Origin of the sequence: Methylovorus mays, from assembly GCF_020531915.1 — a bacterium.
In the GTDB taxonomy this organism is placed as follows: domain Bacteria; phylum Pseudomonadota; class Gammaproteobacteria; order Burkholderiales; family Methylophilaceae; genus Methylovorus; species Methylovorus mays.
Genome location: NZ_JAJAVG010000008.1, coordinates 566,426 through 582,567, shown reverse-complemented (window position 1 = coordinate 582,567; position 16,142 = coordinate 566,426). Strand labels below are relative to the sequence as shown.

Sequence of the window (16,142 nt, the reverse complement as noted above, 5' to 3'; positions counted from 1 at the left end):
TCATGACAGATGAGATCAGTGTTTGTCGGGCGTTAAAAATGGCTTGATGTCATCTTTTTTGGTTTTTTTGGCGGCGCGCTTTTCCTTGGCACTCATCACGGGTTTTTTCTTGTCGGCTTTATTGCTTTTCTGTTCCTTGCTCATGCGCTGTACTCCTAAAGGGAAAGGAAAGCCATATGGGGAGTGCCCGGGTTAGCATGGAGGAAACGATCAGCCTGGGCGGCTTTCCGAGCTGTTAGTTTTAGCCTGTATTTTTATGCCTGTCTGTGCGCCACCAAACAGACAGGTGGTTTATTCCCGCAATGTATTGCCGACGCATGCTTATGTTCGGTATCGAACATATCAGTGCTATTGTCATGTACTAAAGTAGAGGCTAAAGATCGCCTTGGTTAACGAACGAGGTGCCGCATCTCAGAAAGGGGAAGCCTATGTCCATACAGCACACCCCACACCAGAATCATTTGCTCGATGCCCTGCCAGCGGCCGAGTTTGCGCGTCTTCAGTCGCATCTCGAACTGGTAAAAATGCCCCTCGGTCTGGCCCTGTACGAATCCGGAGGGCAGCTGCACCATGTGTATTTCCCTACCACCGCTATCGTGTCGCTGCTCTATGTGATGGCCGATGGCGCCTCGGCCGAGATTGCGGTCGTGGGTAATGAGGGCATATTGGGCATTGCGCTGTTCATGGGTGGCGAAACCACGCCGAGCCGGGCGGTGGTGCAGAGTGAAGGTTATGGTTACCGGCTCAAGGCGCGGCTGCTCAAGGATGAATTCAATCGTGCCGGACCGGTGATGCGGCTGTTGCTGCGATACACCCAGGCCTTGATTACCCAGATGGCGCAAACCGCTGTCTGCAACCGGCACCACTCGGTGGAAAAACAGCTCTGCCGCTGGCTATTGCTCAGTCTGGATCGGCTGCCGGGCAACGAGTTGAGCATGACGCAGGAATTGATCGCCAACATGCTGGGGGTAAGGCGCGAGGGCGTGACCGAAGCGGCAGGCAAACTGCAGCGCGATGGCCTGATCGAATACAGTCGTGGTCACATCATGGTGCTGGACCGGCCCGGCCTGGAAATGCGGGTCTGCGAGTGCTATCAGGTGGTCAAGACCGAATTTGACCGCTTGCTGCCTTCGCTGCACAACTCGGTGATCGACTGACCTCAATCTGACCATCGTAGCGCCAATGTTCGCAAGGGCACGGTGCAGCCTCTGCGAGTGGAATAAGCTGACAGCAGCCGATGCTATCGCCATCGTGGCGCTACGGCTTCCATTCGCCTTTTCAGGAGCTGCCATGGTGCTGCCAAGACAAATACTGTTGATTACCGATAAGGCCAAGGACGGATATCAATTAAAAACAGTCTTTGGGCGGGTCCGGTCGCATCCTTTCAAGCTGACCTGGGTGCGTCGTCTGAAACGGGCGCTGCATTTCCTCAAGACAAAAGAGGTGGATGCCATCATCGTCGATCTGGGCTTGCCTGACAGCGCCGGCATTTCCACGTTTGAGAGCCTGTTTGCCGTGGCACCCTGCACGCCAATAGTCACCTTGCAGACAGAAGATACCGCTGCCGCGGCGGCCCTGATCAAAGCGGCGGCTGAGCGAGGCGCGCAAGGATATTTGACCCATGCCCACTTTACGCCGGACCAGATCATCCAGACCCTGGAAAATGTGCTGCAGCGCAGTGTATTCGAGCGTTTTATGCAGCAGGAGCAAAAGCGGGCGGAAACTGCTCTTAACTCGATCAGTGATGCCGTGATTTGTACCGACATACAGGGCGAGGTGAATTATCTCAACCTCGCAGCAGAAGAGCTCACTGGCTGGTCACGGCAAGAGGCGCAAGGCTTGCCTATCGTCAATGTATTCCAGCTGATTAATGGCCTTACCCGCGAGCATGACCAGAACCCGGTGCACCGCGTGCTGGCGGAAGACATACCGCAAGGGCTCAACCCCGATACGATATTGATACGTCGTGATGGCAGCGAGGTGGCGATCGAAGATTCCATCTCGCCGATTCACGATGGTAGCGGCAAGCTGACCGGCGCCGTGATTGTCTTTCACGATGTGAGTGCGGCGCGTGCCATGGCGAGCAAAATGGCGCATCTGGCGCAGCATGATTACCTGACCAATCTCCCCAACCGCATGCTGCTGAATGACCGGCTGTCGCAGGCCATCACCCTGGCTGAGCGTGGCACCAGCCAGCTGGCCGTGCTGTTCATGGATCTGGACAATTTCAAGCAGATCAACGATACCCTCGGCCATGTCGTCGGGGATGCGATTTTGCAGTCGGTGGCCAAACGCCTGATTGCGCTGGTACGCAAGTCGGATACCGTGAGCCGGCAAGGTGGCGATGAGTTTCTGATGCTGGTGGACGAAAGCAAACAAGGTGACGATGCCGCCCTGATTGCCACCAAGATACTGCGCGCGCTGGAGCAGCCACACGCGGTTGGAGGCAAGCACTTGCACCTGACCGCCAGCATCGGCATCAGTCTTTACCCACATGATGGGCTTGATGCGGAAACCCTGATCAATCATGCGGATAGCGCCATGTACGAGGCGAAAAAGCAGGGACGCAACAATTACAAGTTTTTCAGCCGCCTTTAATCCACTACCTGCCCTCATCCTTGTGTAGACTGGATTGGTGAGGGGCATTGTCATGGTCTGCATCAAAGCCCTCATGAAACGGCCTAGTAAAGTATGCGTGTTAACGCACAGATATTGCGCGCTTGATTCGCTAACTTACGAAGCATTCGCGGTACAAGTTCACGATTACCGCAAGTGTCAGGTGATGCCTGTTGCCCATTCGTACGGTTCTCTGCAAGGTACCTCACCAGATGCTTCATGCCCCGTCATCCCCTTTTAACTGTCTGCTTGCTGCCTTGCCGACGCCTGAGCGACTAAGCTTTATCAATACTTGCGACGCCGTCGAGCTCACCTTGACCGACGTGCTCAACCAGCCTGATTCCACCATTGAGTATGTGTATTTTCCGCTGACCTGCATGGTAGCCCTGACCCTCAATCTGGAAGAGGGAGAGGGCATGGAGGTCGCCCTGATTGGCAATGAGGGCATGGTCGGTGCTTCCCTGATACTGGGCGTGGCGCAGAGTCCTTTCGGCGCCACGGTGCAAGGCCATGGTCTCGCCTTGCGCAGCTCAGCGTTGCTGTTTCTGGATGAGCTGGAGCGTCATCCGCAATTGCACGAGTTGTTAAAACGCTATGTGCATGTCTCCTGCCAGCAGTTTGCGCAGATTGCCGTGTGCAACCGCTTTCATGTGGTGGAGAAGCGCCTGGCACGATTGCTATTGATGACGCGCGATCGCATGCACTCGGAGGATTTTTACATCACGCACGAACTGCTGGCGAAGATGCTGGGCGTGCGGCGCGTTGGGGTTACCAAGGCTGCAGGTGCTCTGCATTCCCAGCATTTGATCAGCTATCGCCGCGGGGAGGTGCGAATTGATGATGCCGCCGGGCTGGAGGCGGCGGCATGCAGTTGTTACGAGACGGATAAAGCGGTGTATGCCCGCCTGCTGGTGTGCTAGCAGGTGAGGGCGATAGCGCGCTGGATAGTTTAAGAGGCCAGCAGTCCAGATTTTGTCATGCTGTGTTTGACCAGCTGTAATGAATTTTTCAGCCTGGCATGTAGCGATGCCACGGCCGGATCTTTTTCATGCGCCGTCAAGGCAATCGCAGACTCTGCCTCGGCGACCGCCTGGTTAAATGCATGCATGAGTGCCTGCGTATTTGCATCGCAACTGAACTCTGAACCGGCTTTGGACATGATGACTCCTAGGGTGGGTTAATCACAAATGGGGTATGCATTTCAGCGGGACGGTTATCCATGTCGGTGCTTGCCGTGGCAGAGGCCAATGAACGCAAGGCCCGCCATTGCTGGTAATAGCGCCATAGATGAAATATCCGGTAATACCAGTGACTGGAGGGGCTGCGTTGCCAGCGCAGCAGTAGCCATAGCCCTGCCCCCAGTAAAAAGGCATGGTGGTGCATGAACTTGAATATGTGCAAGCCATGGTCCAGTCTTGCCAGCCTGGTGTGCCATACCCGTGCATGCTGCCCCATCAGTTCGCGTTGTTGCGCAGACTGCTGCAACAGCTGGGCACGTCGCTTTAGCAGGGCTTGCATGCGGGTAGTCACGGTGGCGTTTTCATGGCGTGAATGTCTTTGCCCAGCTCATCCATGCTGGCGGAAAACAGCTGAGGCTTGTGCTTGATTTTATGCAGTGCCAGCAGACCAAGCAGTACGGCCATGGTAATAAACCCCGCACTCAGGATGGCCAGCACGCGGAAGGGGTAAGTATTCCAGAACACCGCGATCAGCAGTATGCATGCCAGTATCACGCCGATACCCAGACAAAATAGCAGCGCCAGCGTGGTGACCAGCAAAGAAAAAAAGTGCAGCCGCTCCTCTTCTATATCCAGCCGCAACAGGGCCAGGCGGGTATAGAGGATGGCGAGCAGGGCGCCGCTGAGGGCCGTCAGCGAACCCAATACGCCAGGGCTGGCAGTGGCTGCATCGTTGGCCATGGGCTAAGGTGCCCGACGCCCAATCAGCCATCCAATCGCGACACCCACTGCTGCGCCTATGCCGATGGCTTCCCATGGGTTTTCATGCACATATTCATCGGTGGCTTTGGCGGCTTCGCGGGTTTTGGCGATGATGGCGGTCTGTGCTTCGGCCATGTTGGCCTTGACCACGCCCAGCGATTTTTCCACCTTGTCGCGAATTTGCGCAAGCTGCTCCCCGCCCTGGTTGGCGGTAGCCTTGAGCAAGGCCTCGGCATCCGCCACGGCGACCTGAAAATCCGCAATCAATTGTTCGCGGCCGGTTGTTGTCTTGATGTCATCCATATGGTGCTCCTTGGTGGTGAGTGATTAAGTAGGTGATTTAGGCTGCATGGGCAATGCGGTTGGCATGCCATCTCAGCATCAGCCACGGGCTCCAGAAATGGACGGTGCGTTCCGTCAGAATGCCAAGTGCAAGCACAGGCAGCAGATAGATCAGGCCGCCCATGGTCACCGACGCCCCCATGGCAAGCAGCCAGAGGGCAAGTAAAACAAATGCAAACGCTTCCAGCATGATGATTCCTTTATACGGGACGATGAAAGACTATTTGGCCTTGAGCCGCATATCATTTTTCACCGACTTGACACCACCGACGCGCCCGGCGACGGCAATCGCCTTGTTGATGTCTTCCTGTGAATTAACAAAGCCGCTCAGCTGCACCACGCCCTTGAAGGTTTCGACATTGATCTCAGCTGATTTGAGGGTGGGCTCATTGAAAATGGCCGCCTTCACCTTGGTGGTGATGACGCTGTCATCCATGTATTCGCCCGTGCCCTCTTTTTTGGAGGTGGACGCGCAGCCGACGGAGGTGATCAGTGCCAATGCCATGCTGAAGGCGACGATCAGTTTTAGTGCTTTCATGGGGTATTCCTTGTGTGATGGGTAAGGTGGGGTTGAAACATGCGAGGCATGCTCAGTAACTCTTGCCGTTGGTGGCGTCTCTGGGGTTCACGGTCTTGCTATCCGTTGTGGTACCCAAGGGCTTGTTGTTCATGGAGCTGCGGTTGGTCATATTGCTCAACTGGGCCTTCATGTCGGACAGGCTGACCATGCCGTTGGTCTGCTTCATGCTGCTGAATTTCTGTTCGTAATACGCCATGTATTCATCGTGCGAGATCATGCTGTCGCCGTTGCTATTCATGAGCGAGATGTTGTCTGGTGATTCGGTGGCGGCAACGGCGATTGGGCACGTTGTACTCAAGGCGGCTGCACATAGCAGAAGAGAGCGTCTGGTCATGGAGATTCCTTTCGGGAACGCAGAGGGCAAGAATGGTCAACATGCCGAGCTGGCATGAAGGCTCTTGCTCTTACTGCTGACCCCAGCGTAGGAGCTTATTAAGGTTCGGTCTGTGCGCAGCTGCACATAGCCTGAGTCGTTTTGCATGGGCGCGTGATAAGCGAGCCAGCGCACAGAAACCCCGGTTAGCGAAGGTCACACTGCGGACTTCTTTCATCAGCAGGGGTACCCCATGAAATCAGATACGCAACTACAACAGGATGTGTTGGCCGAGCTGCAATGGGAGCCCGCCGTCAATGCTGCGCATATTGGGGTGCAAGTGAGTGATGGCATCGTGACCCTTGCTGGTCATGTAGAAAGTTATGGCGAGAAATGGCATGCCGAAGAAGCCACGCAACGTGTCTCTGGTGTTAAAGGTCTGGCCGTGGATATGGTGGTTAACCTGCCCGGCAGCGCGCAACGCACGGATACGGATATTGCCCGCTCGGCCCAGCATATTTTTGAATGGATGACCTACATCCCCGAAGACGGCATCAAGGTCATGGTGGAAAACGGCTGGATCACCCTGACCGGCGATGTGGAGCAGGATTACCAGAAACGCGCGATTGAAAGCTGTGTGTCCAACCTGATCGGCGTGACGGGAGTCAGCAACCAGATCATGATCCAGCCCAAGGTCTCCGGCCAGATGGTCAAGCTGGACATCGAGAACGCCCTGAAACGCCGTGCGATTGATGATGCGCAGAAGATCACGGTCACCATCAAGGATGAGGATGTGATCCTGAGCGGCAAGGTGCACAGCTGGTCCGAACGTAGCCTGGCGCGGCATTCTGCCTGGGGAGCCCCAGGCGTTAAAAATGTGATCGACAACATGTCGCTTAACTAACCCTCACGCCTTGCCCTGCCACCCTGAATACCCCTCCCAAGGAGCTCCATATGCTTGATCCCAATACCACCGCCAGCGCCGCCCACAAGGCGGCGGCCATGGACCACGAAGCCTGTGCCAAACACCATCACGAGGCCGCAGACAGCCATGCACAAAACGATACCAACAAAGCAAAAACCAGCGCAAAACAGGCCATGAGCTGCTGTGAAAAAGCGGCCAAGCAATCTGTCACGGCCTGTGGATGCACTGCCAAATAAATAGCTTGTCCATATGCCGGGCGAGATGAAAGCTCAAGGGCCTTAACCGGCCCTTTTCGCATGTTGGGTTTACCTGAATGGCAAAGTGCGTCAGATATTGGTGGGGTAAAGCAACTGCGTAAACCTTGTGCTAATGACTTGGCCCAATAGGCTTGAGCACGCTGGCACCCGCAGGCGACAATGCCCACAGCAACACGCCGTTATTGATCAGCACCGTGACCCAGAAGATGATCATAAACGAGCGCTTGGCGGTTTTGTGCCGGAACAGCCGTTGCCCGGCGAGCGCTCCCGGCCAGCCACCCAGCAGCGCCAGCAAGTGCAAAGTGTTTTCCGCTGTTCGCTGGCGATGATGTCGCGCTGCAGACTTGTCGATGGCATACGCCCCAAAGGTAACGACACTCGCCGCCAGATAAAGGCCCAGCACGGCAGCTGGCAGTTGTCCCGCCCAGACGGCCCCTGCCACGCCGCAGAGAAATATAAAGGCAAACATTGGAAGTACAGGGCTACGCTGATAAGAGGTGGCCGCTGGCCGTGGACTATCACCCACAAATGCCACCTTCAATGCCTGCAAGCGGCCTTTGGCGTCTCGCTTCAGTTCATACGTCACCAGCTCATCGCCCTCTGGGCGCCGCTTGCGATGGCTGAATGCGCTGATATGCAGAAAGACCGGCTCACCCCCGCCATTGGGGGTAATGAAACCAAAGCCCTGGGCATCTTTCCATGTGGTAATTCGACCTTGATATCGCATAGATTCACGCAGCTTTGTAAGAGGAGTTGAGTAGCAGTCTGGCGATGCTACATCAGCGTAAGCGCCATGAAAATCAGGCCTGGATCATCGCGAATAAAAAACGCCCGACGAACAGCATCGGGCGTTTTTACTGCCTGGCTATCAGCTAGCCAAGCCAGGGCTTAGTACAGGAACCAGTTGGTGACTTTGTTGTTTTTATCAAAGTCGATGGACAGGTTGTCGCCCTTGACGGCGGTATTGCCAGAGGATTTATCCATCACCTTGGTCAGCTTGCCGGAGCCTTCAGACGCATTTTTCGCGCTGTTCAATGCAGAGTCAGCCGACACGACGCCTGGTACAGAACCAGGGGCTGCACTTACCAGATCGGCAATCGCATACAAGGCACCATGCTTTTTGTAGTTCCAGCTTGTTCGGCTGCTGGAACTTTGCGATGACTTGTCAGGAACGCCATATAAGGCCTTTACTTCTTCCTGCGTGGTTTTGCCCACCACGATGTGTGCGTTAACGTAAGCGGCAGTAAATTTATCTTCGCCACCACCCATTGCCCCCGGGCCGCCCGCGCATGCTGTTGTCAGCATGGCCGCGAGGATGATTATGAATTTCTTCACGTTGCTTCCCTTTTATATTAAGAATGATTCTTAACTATACCAAAAAGGTTAAGGCTGGACATTGGGTGGGTGTCATTATTTGTTACGTGAGAAATGGCAATTGCTATTCGGCCATACCAAGTTGGAAAGTACGGTGCGTTATCTTGGGGTGATGTGAGTGATGCTTTAGGGGGATCAGCTCTCAAGGAAGCTTGGACGCTAGCCTCACTGGCTGCTACCTCCCGGAGCCGACATTTTGGTAGTAAAAAACCCAGCAAAAAATCGCTGGGTTTATGTACTGCTGATATCTTATTTTTTTACAAACGGGATGACTGTTGACATCACTATAACCACTTTACGTGATGAATATGTCCGAAGCAGTCAAGAGTGGATGCCCAGTTAAATTTGCGAATTCAACTGCCACTGCTGATCCTGATCCATCGATATCGTAGTAAAGAGCTCCAGTAGTCGTATTGTAAATGATCTGATCGCTCGCATCCCCAGCCGTGCCGGAGGAGTTACTAATGAAATTATTGGCAGTGAGATTTCCAATCCCCAGCTGCGTGAATCTATTGTGATCCAGCTGAAGTCTATCGACGGTGGATTCGAAATCGGTGATGGTGGCTAAGTCCCTTACCGTATTAGAAGACTGGTAAACAGCATTAAAAACAAAAATATCTGCGCCTTCTCCTCCAGTAAGAATATCACTGTCGACACCTCCATAGATTGTGTCGTCGCCCATGCCACCGTTAATCAAGTCATTACCGACTCCAGAACTGATAATGTCATTGCCTTCTCCGCCATCAATAGTGTTATTTCCATTATCGCCACCGCTTAGGGTGTCATCTCCGGTACCGCCATCAATAAAATCGTTGTTATAACTTCCAATAATTGAGTCATTTCCATCTTCCCCGAATAGTTGGTCATTACCAAAATATCCGCCCGTAATGTAATCATTCCCGGACCCACCATAGAAAATATCGATACCATAACCACCATACAAGAAATCATTCCCCGCACCTGCATTTACTGTGTTGGTGCCAAGTCCTGCGTTGATAGAATCATTAAATGAAGTGCCTATGATATTGTTATCGCCGCTATTACCCTCGATACTAACGCCATATTGTAAGGCGGATGCATTAACGTTTAACGCAACAAAATTTGTATATTGATCTGTGACATTGCCGTATCCGAGGCTGATGCTGGATATTCCCGTGTCCTCCGCAAATAAAATGAGCGTTTCTCCAGCAGTATGTGAAGAGAACCGTACATAGTTATATCCACTGGAATCCGTTATTTCAGCAGCAAGGTGATCTGATGAAGATGAGATATCATAAACGTCATTACCTAGCCCCCCAGTCAGGATATCAATACCTCCGCCACCCGCTATCGTATCAGCATAATCTGTTCCAACAATCTGATTAATGCCATTGTTACCAACAATGCTCAGCTTATTGACTGCAGCAGATGCATCCACATCAAGATTGGTCGTTCCCGCAGTCTTGGCATGGAGGTCAGTCCCGGTTCCAATTACAATGCTTTCGACTCCGGTTTCAGCCGCATATAAAATAAATTTTTCATTGGCAATGGTGGATGCAAAACGAATCTCATCAATATAGTAATAGCCGTAATCATCTGTAAGCCCTGTGTCTTTAATTTCGGCTGATGTGTGCTCACTTATTGAGTTAATAACATAGATATCATTACCATTTCCACCATCTAAAATATCGATGCCAGCTCCCCCAATAATCGTATCTATTCCCCTGTCTTTTTGTTGCGGAGAGGAAAGGTTTATTTCGCCACCATAGATCGTATCATTGCCATCTTCCCCATTGATCAGGTCTCTGGAAGAAGATCCCTTCAAGAGATTATTACCATTATTACCGATAATTTCTAAGCCGGCAGTATAGTTATATTCAGGGAGATTAAATGTGCTTAAATAATCGGAGGCATCGATGTTGAGAGCCGTAGTGCCAGAGGAGTCGGCAACAGTGGATGATCCTGTTCCAATAACAACTCGCTCGATATTAAGGTCACCGGCGAAAATAGTTAATGTGTCAGATGCCTGGGTGGAAGTGAATCTGACTTCATCTATGTCATTTGTACTATAACTGAAATCGGAAATTTCAGCAGCGCTATGTTCCGCCCCTGAGGAAATGATATATAAATCACTTCCATCGCCACCATCTAATGTATCAACACCTACGCCTCCAATAAGAATATCGTTACCTGCATTGCCTTGAATCGTATCTCCGAAAGCAGTTCCCGTCAGCATGTTAGTGCCGGAGTTACCGCTAATGGTCAGCCCATTCAAAACAGCGGAAGCATTGATATTAATTGCAGCATTACCTGAAATATCGGCAATGGACTGAGTTCCAGTTCCAATCTGCACAGCTTCTATCCCAAGGTCTTGCGCAAACAATGTCAGTGTTCCAGCTGAGAGAGAGGAATATCTTACTTCATCAGTGCCCTTGAGCCCTGTATCCCTGAACTCGGCGGAGGTATGCTCTGCATTCGACCCAACGATGTAAATATCCCCGGCATCCCCACCATCTAAACTGTCCGTGCCAAGCCCACCAGTAATGGTGTCGCTTGCCACACTTCCCTTAATGTTATTAATGCCAGCATTGCCCTTAATTAAGAGGCTCCAGGATGAATCAGATGCATCAACATTTAGTGCGGTCGTCCCGCTGGTATTGGCAGTTGGGTTAACGCCAGTGCCAATGACTATCGACTCTATGCCATAGGTTCCCTGCTGAAGCACCAAGGTGCTATTCGCCGTTGTTGATATAAACCGTATTTCATCCACGTCAGCATCGCTGAATCCGGAATCAAGAATTTCCGATATGGTATATTCTGAAGGGGAGTCGATGAGGTATACATCATCGCCTGCGCTGCCATCCAGCACATCATTGCCTGCGCCCCCATAAATAAAATCGTTGCCTGAACCGCCATAAATACTGTCGTTTCCACTGCCGCCATAAAGAGTGTCATTCCCATATACCCCACTCATAATGTCATCCTGAGTGGAGCCTAAAATAAAATTATCTCCATAATTGCCAATCAGTGTCAGACCATTCAGTGCTTTGGAAGCATCTATGTTTAGTGCGATTGTTCCCGTGTCGTAGGTTTGTAAGCCAATGGACACTATTTCAATACCTGTATCTCCCGCGTATAACCTAAGAGTGTCGCCTGAAACATTTGAGATAAAACGAACCTCATCCTTGGAAGTTCCGGTATCGGCAAATTCTGCTTGTGTATGATCTGAGGCGGCATTGACATAATAAGTATCGTTATCCTCACCTCCGTCCATCACATCAATTCCAGCACCGCTCCACAATACATCTCTGCCGGTACCCCCAAGTAGCGTGTCATTACCGCCACCCCCAAGTAAGTTGTCATCTCCACCATTGCCAATAATGGAATCATTAAAACTGGTCCCGGTAATAGTGTTGCCACCATCATTGCCTACAATCGTTAATGCATTTAAAACTGCGGCAGCATTCACTTGCAAGGAAATGGCAGCACTTGTATCCGCAACGGTATCCGTACCGGTGCCGATGATCACTTTTTCAATGCCAATATCCCCAGCAAATAAAGTGAGTTCGCTATAGGAAACACTTGTGGCAGCAAAGCGAAGTTCATCTATGCCATTCAGGCCAGCATCGTTTATTTCCGCCACCACATGCTCAGTACTCACGTTAAGAACATACAGATCACTTCCTTCGCCACCTCGCAAAGAATCGTTGCCTGCCCCCCCGATTAATGTGTCATCGCCGGAAGTGCCGGTAATGGCATTACTGCCAGCATTGCCTAAAATAGTTAAAGCTGTCGTAACAGCGGAGGCATTGAGATGTAGTGCGATATTAGAGCTATTGTCTGCAACGGATCCTGTACCAGTCCCCATGACAATTTTTTCAAGACCAAAGTCATTGGCAAATAAATTTAAGGTGTCACCCGCGATGGTTGAAGCAAAGCGAAGCTCGTCTTGACCGCTACTTCCTGAGTCATGGAATTCAGCATTTGCATGTTCCGAAGCCGCATTAATGACATAGAGATCACTTGCCTCACCTCCATCGATAGAGTCGATGCCTGAGTCGCCAATAATAGTATCATTGCCACCGGATCCTATTACCGTATCATCTCCCGCTCCCGTGGAAATAAAATCACTTTGTATTGTCCCGGTAATGGCATTATTGCCATTGTTTCCGGTAATGATTAAGCCATTTAGAATGGCTGAGGCGTTCACATTTAAATTGCTGGTGCCACTGGTATTTGCGATTGAGTTAATGCCGGTACCGATCACGACAGTTTCGATGCCGCTATCTTGGGCAAACAGGGTAAGAGTTTGGGATCCCACAGTGGCTGTAAAGCGGACTTCATCGCTTCCTGTAATGCCAGTGTCAGAGATTTCAGCGGAGATATGCTCTGAGGATGCGTTAATAAGATAAATGTCGCTGCCTATCCCGCCATTCAGAACATCGAGACCATTGCCTCCATTAAGAGTATCGTCACCAGAGTTACCTACTAGCTCATCGTCCCCCCCGCCCCCGATGATAAGGTCGCTGGAAGACGTAGCGGTAAGAATGTTATTGCCTTCATTACCAGTAAGTGTGATACCTCTTTGCAATGCAGACGCGTTCACATTCAGACTTGTGGTCGCAGAAGAGTTTCCTGCAGCTCCAGTTCCGGTCGCTATGACTACACTTTCTATCCCGGCATCTTGACTAAATAACGTCAAGGTCTGACCCGCTACAGTAGAGGTAAACCGTATTTCGTCTGTCCCAGTAAAGCCATTATCAACAATTTCATAATCTGAATGGTCTGAAGGTGCATATATGATATAAATATCACTACCCTCGCCACCATCAATATGGTCAGTACCACTGCCGCCGATGAGCGTGTCTTTGCCAAAATAGCCCAAGATGAAATCGTCTTGAGCGCTGCCAATCAGCACATTGTTTCCAGCATTGCCTAGCATCCCGATGCTAATCAGAATTGCAGAAGCGTCTATATTTAAATTTGTCGTGCCTGAAATATCTGCATAAGCACCAGTACCTGTCCCTATGATCACATCTTCAAAACCAGTATCTTGTGCATGCAATGTTAGGGTTTGACCATTTATTGACGAAGCGAACCGAATCTCATCATTTCCTATGATGCCGCTATCAGTAATTTCGGCACCTTCGTAGTCATTACTATCTGTGTAGATATAAATATCTTCACCTTCGCCGCCATCCAGAGAGTCCAAGCCTTCTCCTCCTATGATGGTGTCGTTTCCTTCCCTCCCTATTAACGTGTCATCGCCATCATTTCCAATCAGAAAATTCGAGGCTGAATTGCCAGTAATTTGGTTATCGAGATCATTTCCGGTTCCATTGATCGGATTGCTGCCTGTGAGAGTCAGGCGGTAATCAAATGGGTTCATTACATAAGAAACGCTACTGTAGACAGTGTCGCTGCTATTTATAATAATGACATCGCTGAAATTGAAACCTGCGGGTTTTAGGGTAAATTTTGCGAACGCTATTGCAGAATTGCCTCCAGCGCCATCTTCATCATAATAAAGCGTGCCGCTAGAAGTGTCGTATATAAGATGGATATTTGAATCTGCGGCAGTTTTTAATCCTGCGCCAGCGGCGAAGCTTTCCGAACCTGCTCCCCCCAATCCTTGAAATATGTAGGCGTCCAAGACAAGCTTATCTAAGTCATGTGAAAAATCGGTAATAGTATCTACATCACTATTTAGTGCAGCATTGAAAGTAAATTGATCAGCGCCATCGCCTCCTGTGAGAGTGTCAGTACCAATACCCCCATTTAACTTATCATTACCTGCGCCGCCATTCAGGAGGTCGTTGCCAGCACCACCGTCTATGCGGTTGTTGCCAGCATTGCCAATGATGGTGTTGTTGAGATCGTTGCCAGTGCCATTGATATTGGCTAGGCCGCCTGTGGCGGATCCATCAGTCAACGTCAGGTTCTCGATATTCGTGCCGAGCGTGAAACTTACACTGGACCTGACCAGATCGATGCCGCCTTTTTGAGCGCTGGTCAGGCTTTCACTCACAATGTCATGTTCGTCATCAACGCTATATGTATCATTGCCTTTACCACCGTCCATGGTGTCTGCACCGGCCTTGCCATCCAGGATGTTGATGCCATCATTCCCTGTCAGTTTGTTATCTGCAGTATTGCCGGTGACATTAAGGTTGGCCGCGCCAGTCAGGGTGGCATTCTCAATGCTATTGTTGAATATTGGGTTTTCCAGGCTCAGGGTAAATGCCGCCTGTACAGCATCATTGCCACTAACGTCAGTGATGACATCACTCAGTGAGTTAATAATGTAAGTGTCGTTACCTTCTCCGCCATCGAGAACGTCATTGCCCAATCCGCCATCCAGTGTGTCATCGCCCATTCCGCCAATCAGCGTATTGATGGCCGCATTACCGGTCAGATAGTTGGCCTCATCATTGCCCGTCAGGTTGATCTTGGTCGAGCCGGTGGCGCTGGCGTTGATGTTCTCGAAATTCGCCAGAGTGCCAGTTAAGGAGAAAACGGCAGCAGAAGCAAGATTGGCACTACCGCGCAAATTCAGGGTGTCGGAGCCTTCACCTGCCTGCTCGGTGATGGTGTCTACAAATTGGCTGGTATTGACGCTAGTGCTTGTACCAGCCTTGGTCACTATTAGGTCTGCCAAGTAAGAATCGTTACCTTGCCCACCAATCAATGTGTCGCTGCCTGTAGCGCCGTCCAGGAGATTGTCCCCGTCATTCCCGGTAATGACATTGTTAAAGGCATTGCCTCTGCCGTTGATGTTGGCGTGCCCGGTCAACGTCAGGTGGTCCAGGTTAGTGCCTAGCGTATAAGTCACGCTGGATTCGACCGTATCATTGCCACCGCCTTGAGTCAGTGTCAGACTTTCGGTGATTTTGTCCAGAATGGAGTCAACGATGTAGGTGTCATTACCTGCGCCGCCATTCAGGAGGTCGTTGCCAGCACCACCGTCGAGGTGATCATCGCCCGCGCCACTGGTTAGATTGTCATTGCCCGCGCCACCCATAAGCGTGTCATCTCCAATACCGGACACGATGGTGTCATTGCCTGCATTGACCGTAGTCAATAAGGTGGTGAAGTCAGAATACGTAGCGGAATCGATCAGACTATAGAAAAGATCATAATCAAGCTCAATGCCGCTGAGGGAAAGCGTATGGCCTGCTGGGTCTGTAACCTTGAAGCTATTCACGGTACCGTCAGAAATTTCATCGGTATCGAGATTCATCGTTAAGCTGCCAGCTAGTGATATGCTATATCCATCATTGACAATGGAGACAGTTTTAACAACTGCGCTTGTGAAATCCAGGTCAGCATTCAATCTGAATGTGCCTGTATATTTGATAACGCTATTGCCCTCTGTTACGGCAATGTTGCTTAGAGTACCGCCCGAGCCAGTAAAATTTCCATTTAATACAATCTTGGAATTTGTAATAAAGTCCGTTAAAGAAATAGTCTTGAAGACTGGACTATTTCCAAGAAATCCACTCCCCGTTATTAACAGTATATACGGACCCCATGTGCCGGTGGCTTGAGTGTTTGTGGCTGAGTCACCGTCAACAAAGAGAGGCGCCTGATCTAAATCCAAAATCGTCGCATTTAAAGCATCTACTTGGCTGCTAACTTGATTGAAGCTCGAGTGAAGCGAACTGAGGCTCAAGCTGCTTAATTCTGTGTAATTGATAATGGCCATAATGAGGTGTTTAGCCTTGATTTTGTTATATTTTTATCGAATTAGTTAAGCCTGTTAGGCCGTGTTTGAGCAATGTGACTAGCTGCTTGAGGTCGGTAATGAATGATATTT

The 16,142-nt window shown here is 50.7% G+C and carries 16 protein-coding genes; 5 read left to right on the top strand and 11 right to left on the bottom strand.

All coding sequences use genetic code 11. The annotated features are described in order from the left end of the window. Positions 1–15: 15 nt before the first annotated feature. Positions 16–144, bottom strand: coding sequence for a hypothetical protein (locus tag LG203_RS14385; protein WP_013443364.1), 129 nt, complete (start codon positions 142–144; stop codon positions 16–18). 284 nt (positions 145–428) lie between these two features. On the opposite strand from LG203_RS14385, the gene LG203_RS13155 reads away from it, so the two are divergent. From LG203_RS13155 to LG203_RS13145, 3 genes are all read left to right on the top strand, one after another. Then, positions 429–1,157 carry a Crp/Fnr family transcriptional regulator gene (locus LG203_RS13155; RefSeq protein WP_230346178.1) on the top strand — a complete coding sequence of 243 codons (729 nt, stop codon included), beginning with the start codon at positions 429–431 and terminating at the stop codon, positions 1,155–1,157. Between the two features lie 133 nt (positions 1,158–1,290). Further along, on the top strand, positions 1,291–2,598 hold the full coding sequence (locus tag LG203_RS13150) for a diguanylate cyclase domain-containing protein (protein WP_230346177.1): 1,308 nt from the start codon (positions 1,291–1,293) through the stop codon (positions 2,596–2,598). 230 nt (positions 2,599–2,828) lie between these two features. After that, positions 2,829–3,536 (top strand): Crp/Fnr family transcriptional regulator, encoded by a 708-nt coding sequence (locus LG203_RS13145; protein WP_230346176.1) that lies wholly within the window; start codon positions 2,829–2,831, stop codon positions 3,534–3,536. Between the two features lie 29 nt (positions 3,537–3,565). Here LG203_RS13145 and LG203_RS13140 read toward each other — a convergent pair whose 3' ends face one another. The 7 genes from LG203_RS13140 to LG203_RS13110 are packed head-to-tail and all read right to left on the bottom strand — an operon-like array spanning position 3,566 to position 5,812. Next, positions 3,566–3,775, bottom strand: a complete 210-nt coding sequence (locus LG203_RS13140; RefSeq protein WP_230346175.1) for a hypothetical protein — start codon at positions 3,773–3,775, stop codon at positions 3,566–3,568. Between the two features lie 8 nt (positions 3,776–3,783). Then, positions 3,784–4,146, bottom strand: coding sequence for a YqjK family protein (locus LG203_RS13135; RefSeq protein ID WP_230346174.1), 363 nt, complete (start codon positions 4,144–4,146; stop codon positions 3,784–3,786). After that, positions 4,143–4,535 (bottom strand): phage holin family protein, encoded by a 393-nt coding sequence (locus LG203_RS13130; RefSeq protein ID WP_230346173.1) that lies wholly within the window; start codon positions 4,533–4,535, stop codon positions 4,143–4,145. Before LG203_RS13130 ends, LG203_RS13135 begins: the two co-directional genes overlap by 4 nt. A 3-nt stretch (positions 4,536–4,538) precedes the next feature. Then, positions 4,539–4,859, bottom strand: a complete 321-nt coding sequence (locus LG203_RS13125) for a DUF883 family protein (RefSeq protein WP_230346172.1) — start codon at positions 4,857–4,859, stop codon at positions 4,539–4,541. Positions 4,860–4,896: 37 nt separating this feature from the next. Then, positions 4,897–5,088, bottom strand: coding sequence for a hypothetical protein (locus LG203_RS13120; RefSeq protein WP_230346171.1), 192 nt, complete (start codon positions 5,086–5,088; stop codon positions 4,897–4,899). Between the two features lie 30 nt (positions 5,089–5,118). Further along, positions 5,119–5,436, bottom strand: coding sequence for a BON domain-containing protein (locus LG203_RS13115; RefSeq protein ID WP_013443355.1), 318 nt, complete (start codon positions 5,434–5,436; stop codon positions 5,119–5,121). A 52-nt stretch (positions 5,437–5,488) separates the two neighbouring features. Continuing rightward, a complete protein-coding gene (locus LG203_RS13110; RefSeq protein ID WP_230346170.1) occupies positions 5,489–5,812 on the bottom strand; it encodes a hypothetical protein in 324 nt (107 codons plus the stop codon). A gap of 232 nt (positions 5,813–6,044) precedes the next feature. Here LG203_RS13110 and LG203_RS13105 point away from each other — a divergent pair, with 232 nt between their 5' ends. Both LG203_RS13105 and LG203_RS13100 read left to right on the top strand, forming a co-directional pair. After that, positions 6,045–6,695 (top strand): BON domain-containing protein, encoded by a 651-nt coding sequence (locus LG203_RS13105; protein WP_230346169.1) that lies wholly within the window; start codon positions 6,045–6,047, stop codon positions 6,693–6,695. Positions 6,696–6,745: 50 nt separating this feature from the next. Beyond that, a complete protein-coding gene (locus LG203_RS13100; RefSeq protein WP_230346168.1) occupies positions 6,746–6,952 on the top strand; it encodes a hypothetical protein in 207 nt (68 codons plus the stop codon). Positions 6,953–7,082: 130 nt separating this feature from the next. Here LG203_RS13100 and LG203_RS13095 read toward each other — a convergent pair whose 3' ends face one another. The 3 genes from LG203_RS13095 to LG203_RS13085 form a co-directional block, all read right to left on the bottom strand. Continuing rightward, on the bottom strand, positions 7,083–7,700 hold the full coding sequence (locus LG203_RS13095; protein WP_230346167.1) for a DUF1294 domain-containing protein: 618 nt from the start codon (positions 7,698–7,700) through the stop codon (positions 7,083–7,085). A 161-nt stretch (positions 7,701–7,861) separates the two neighbouring features. After that, complete coding sequence (locus LG203_RS13090) at positions 7,862–8,308, bottom strand: hypothetical protein (RefSeq protein ID WP_230346166.1); 447 nt, start codon at positions 8,306–8,308, stop codon at positions 7,862–7,864. A gap of 334 nt (positions 8,309–8,642) precedes the next feature. Continuing rightward, entirely contained in the window at positions 8,643–16,031 is a 7,389-nt protein-coding gene (locus tag LG203_RS13085) for a calcium-binding protein (protein WP_230346165.1), read from the bottom strand. Between the last annotated feature and the right edge of the window lie 111 nt (positions 16,032–16,142).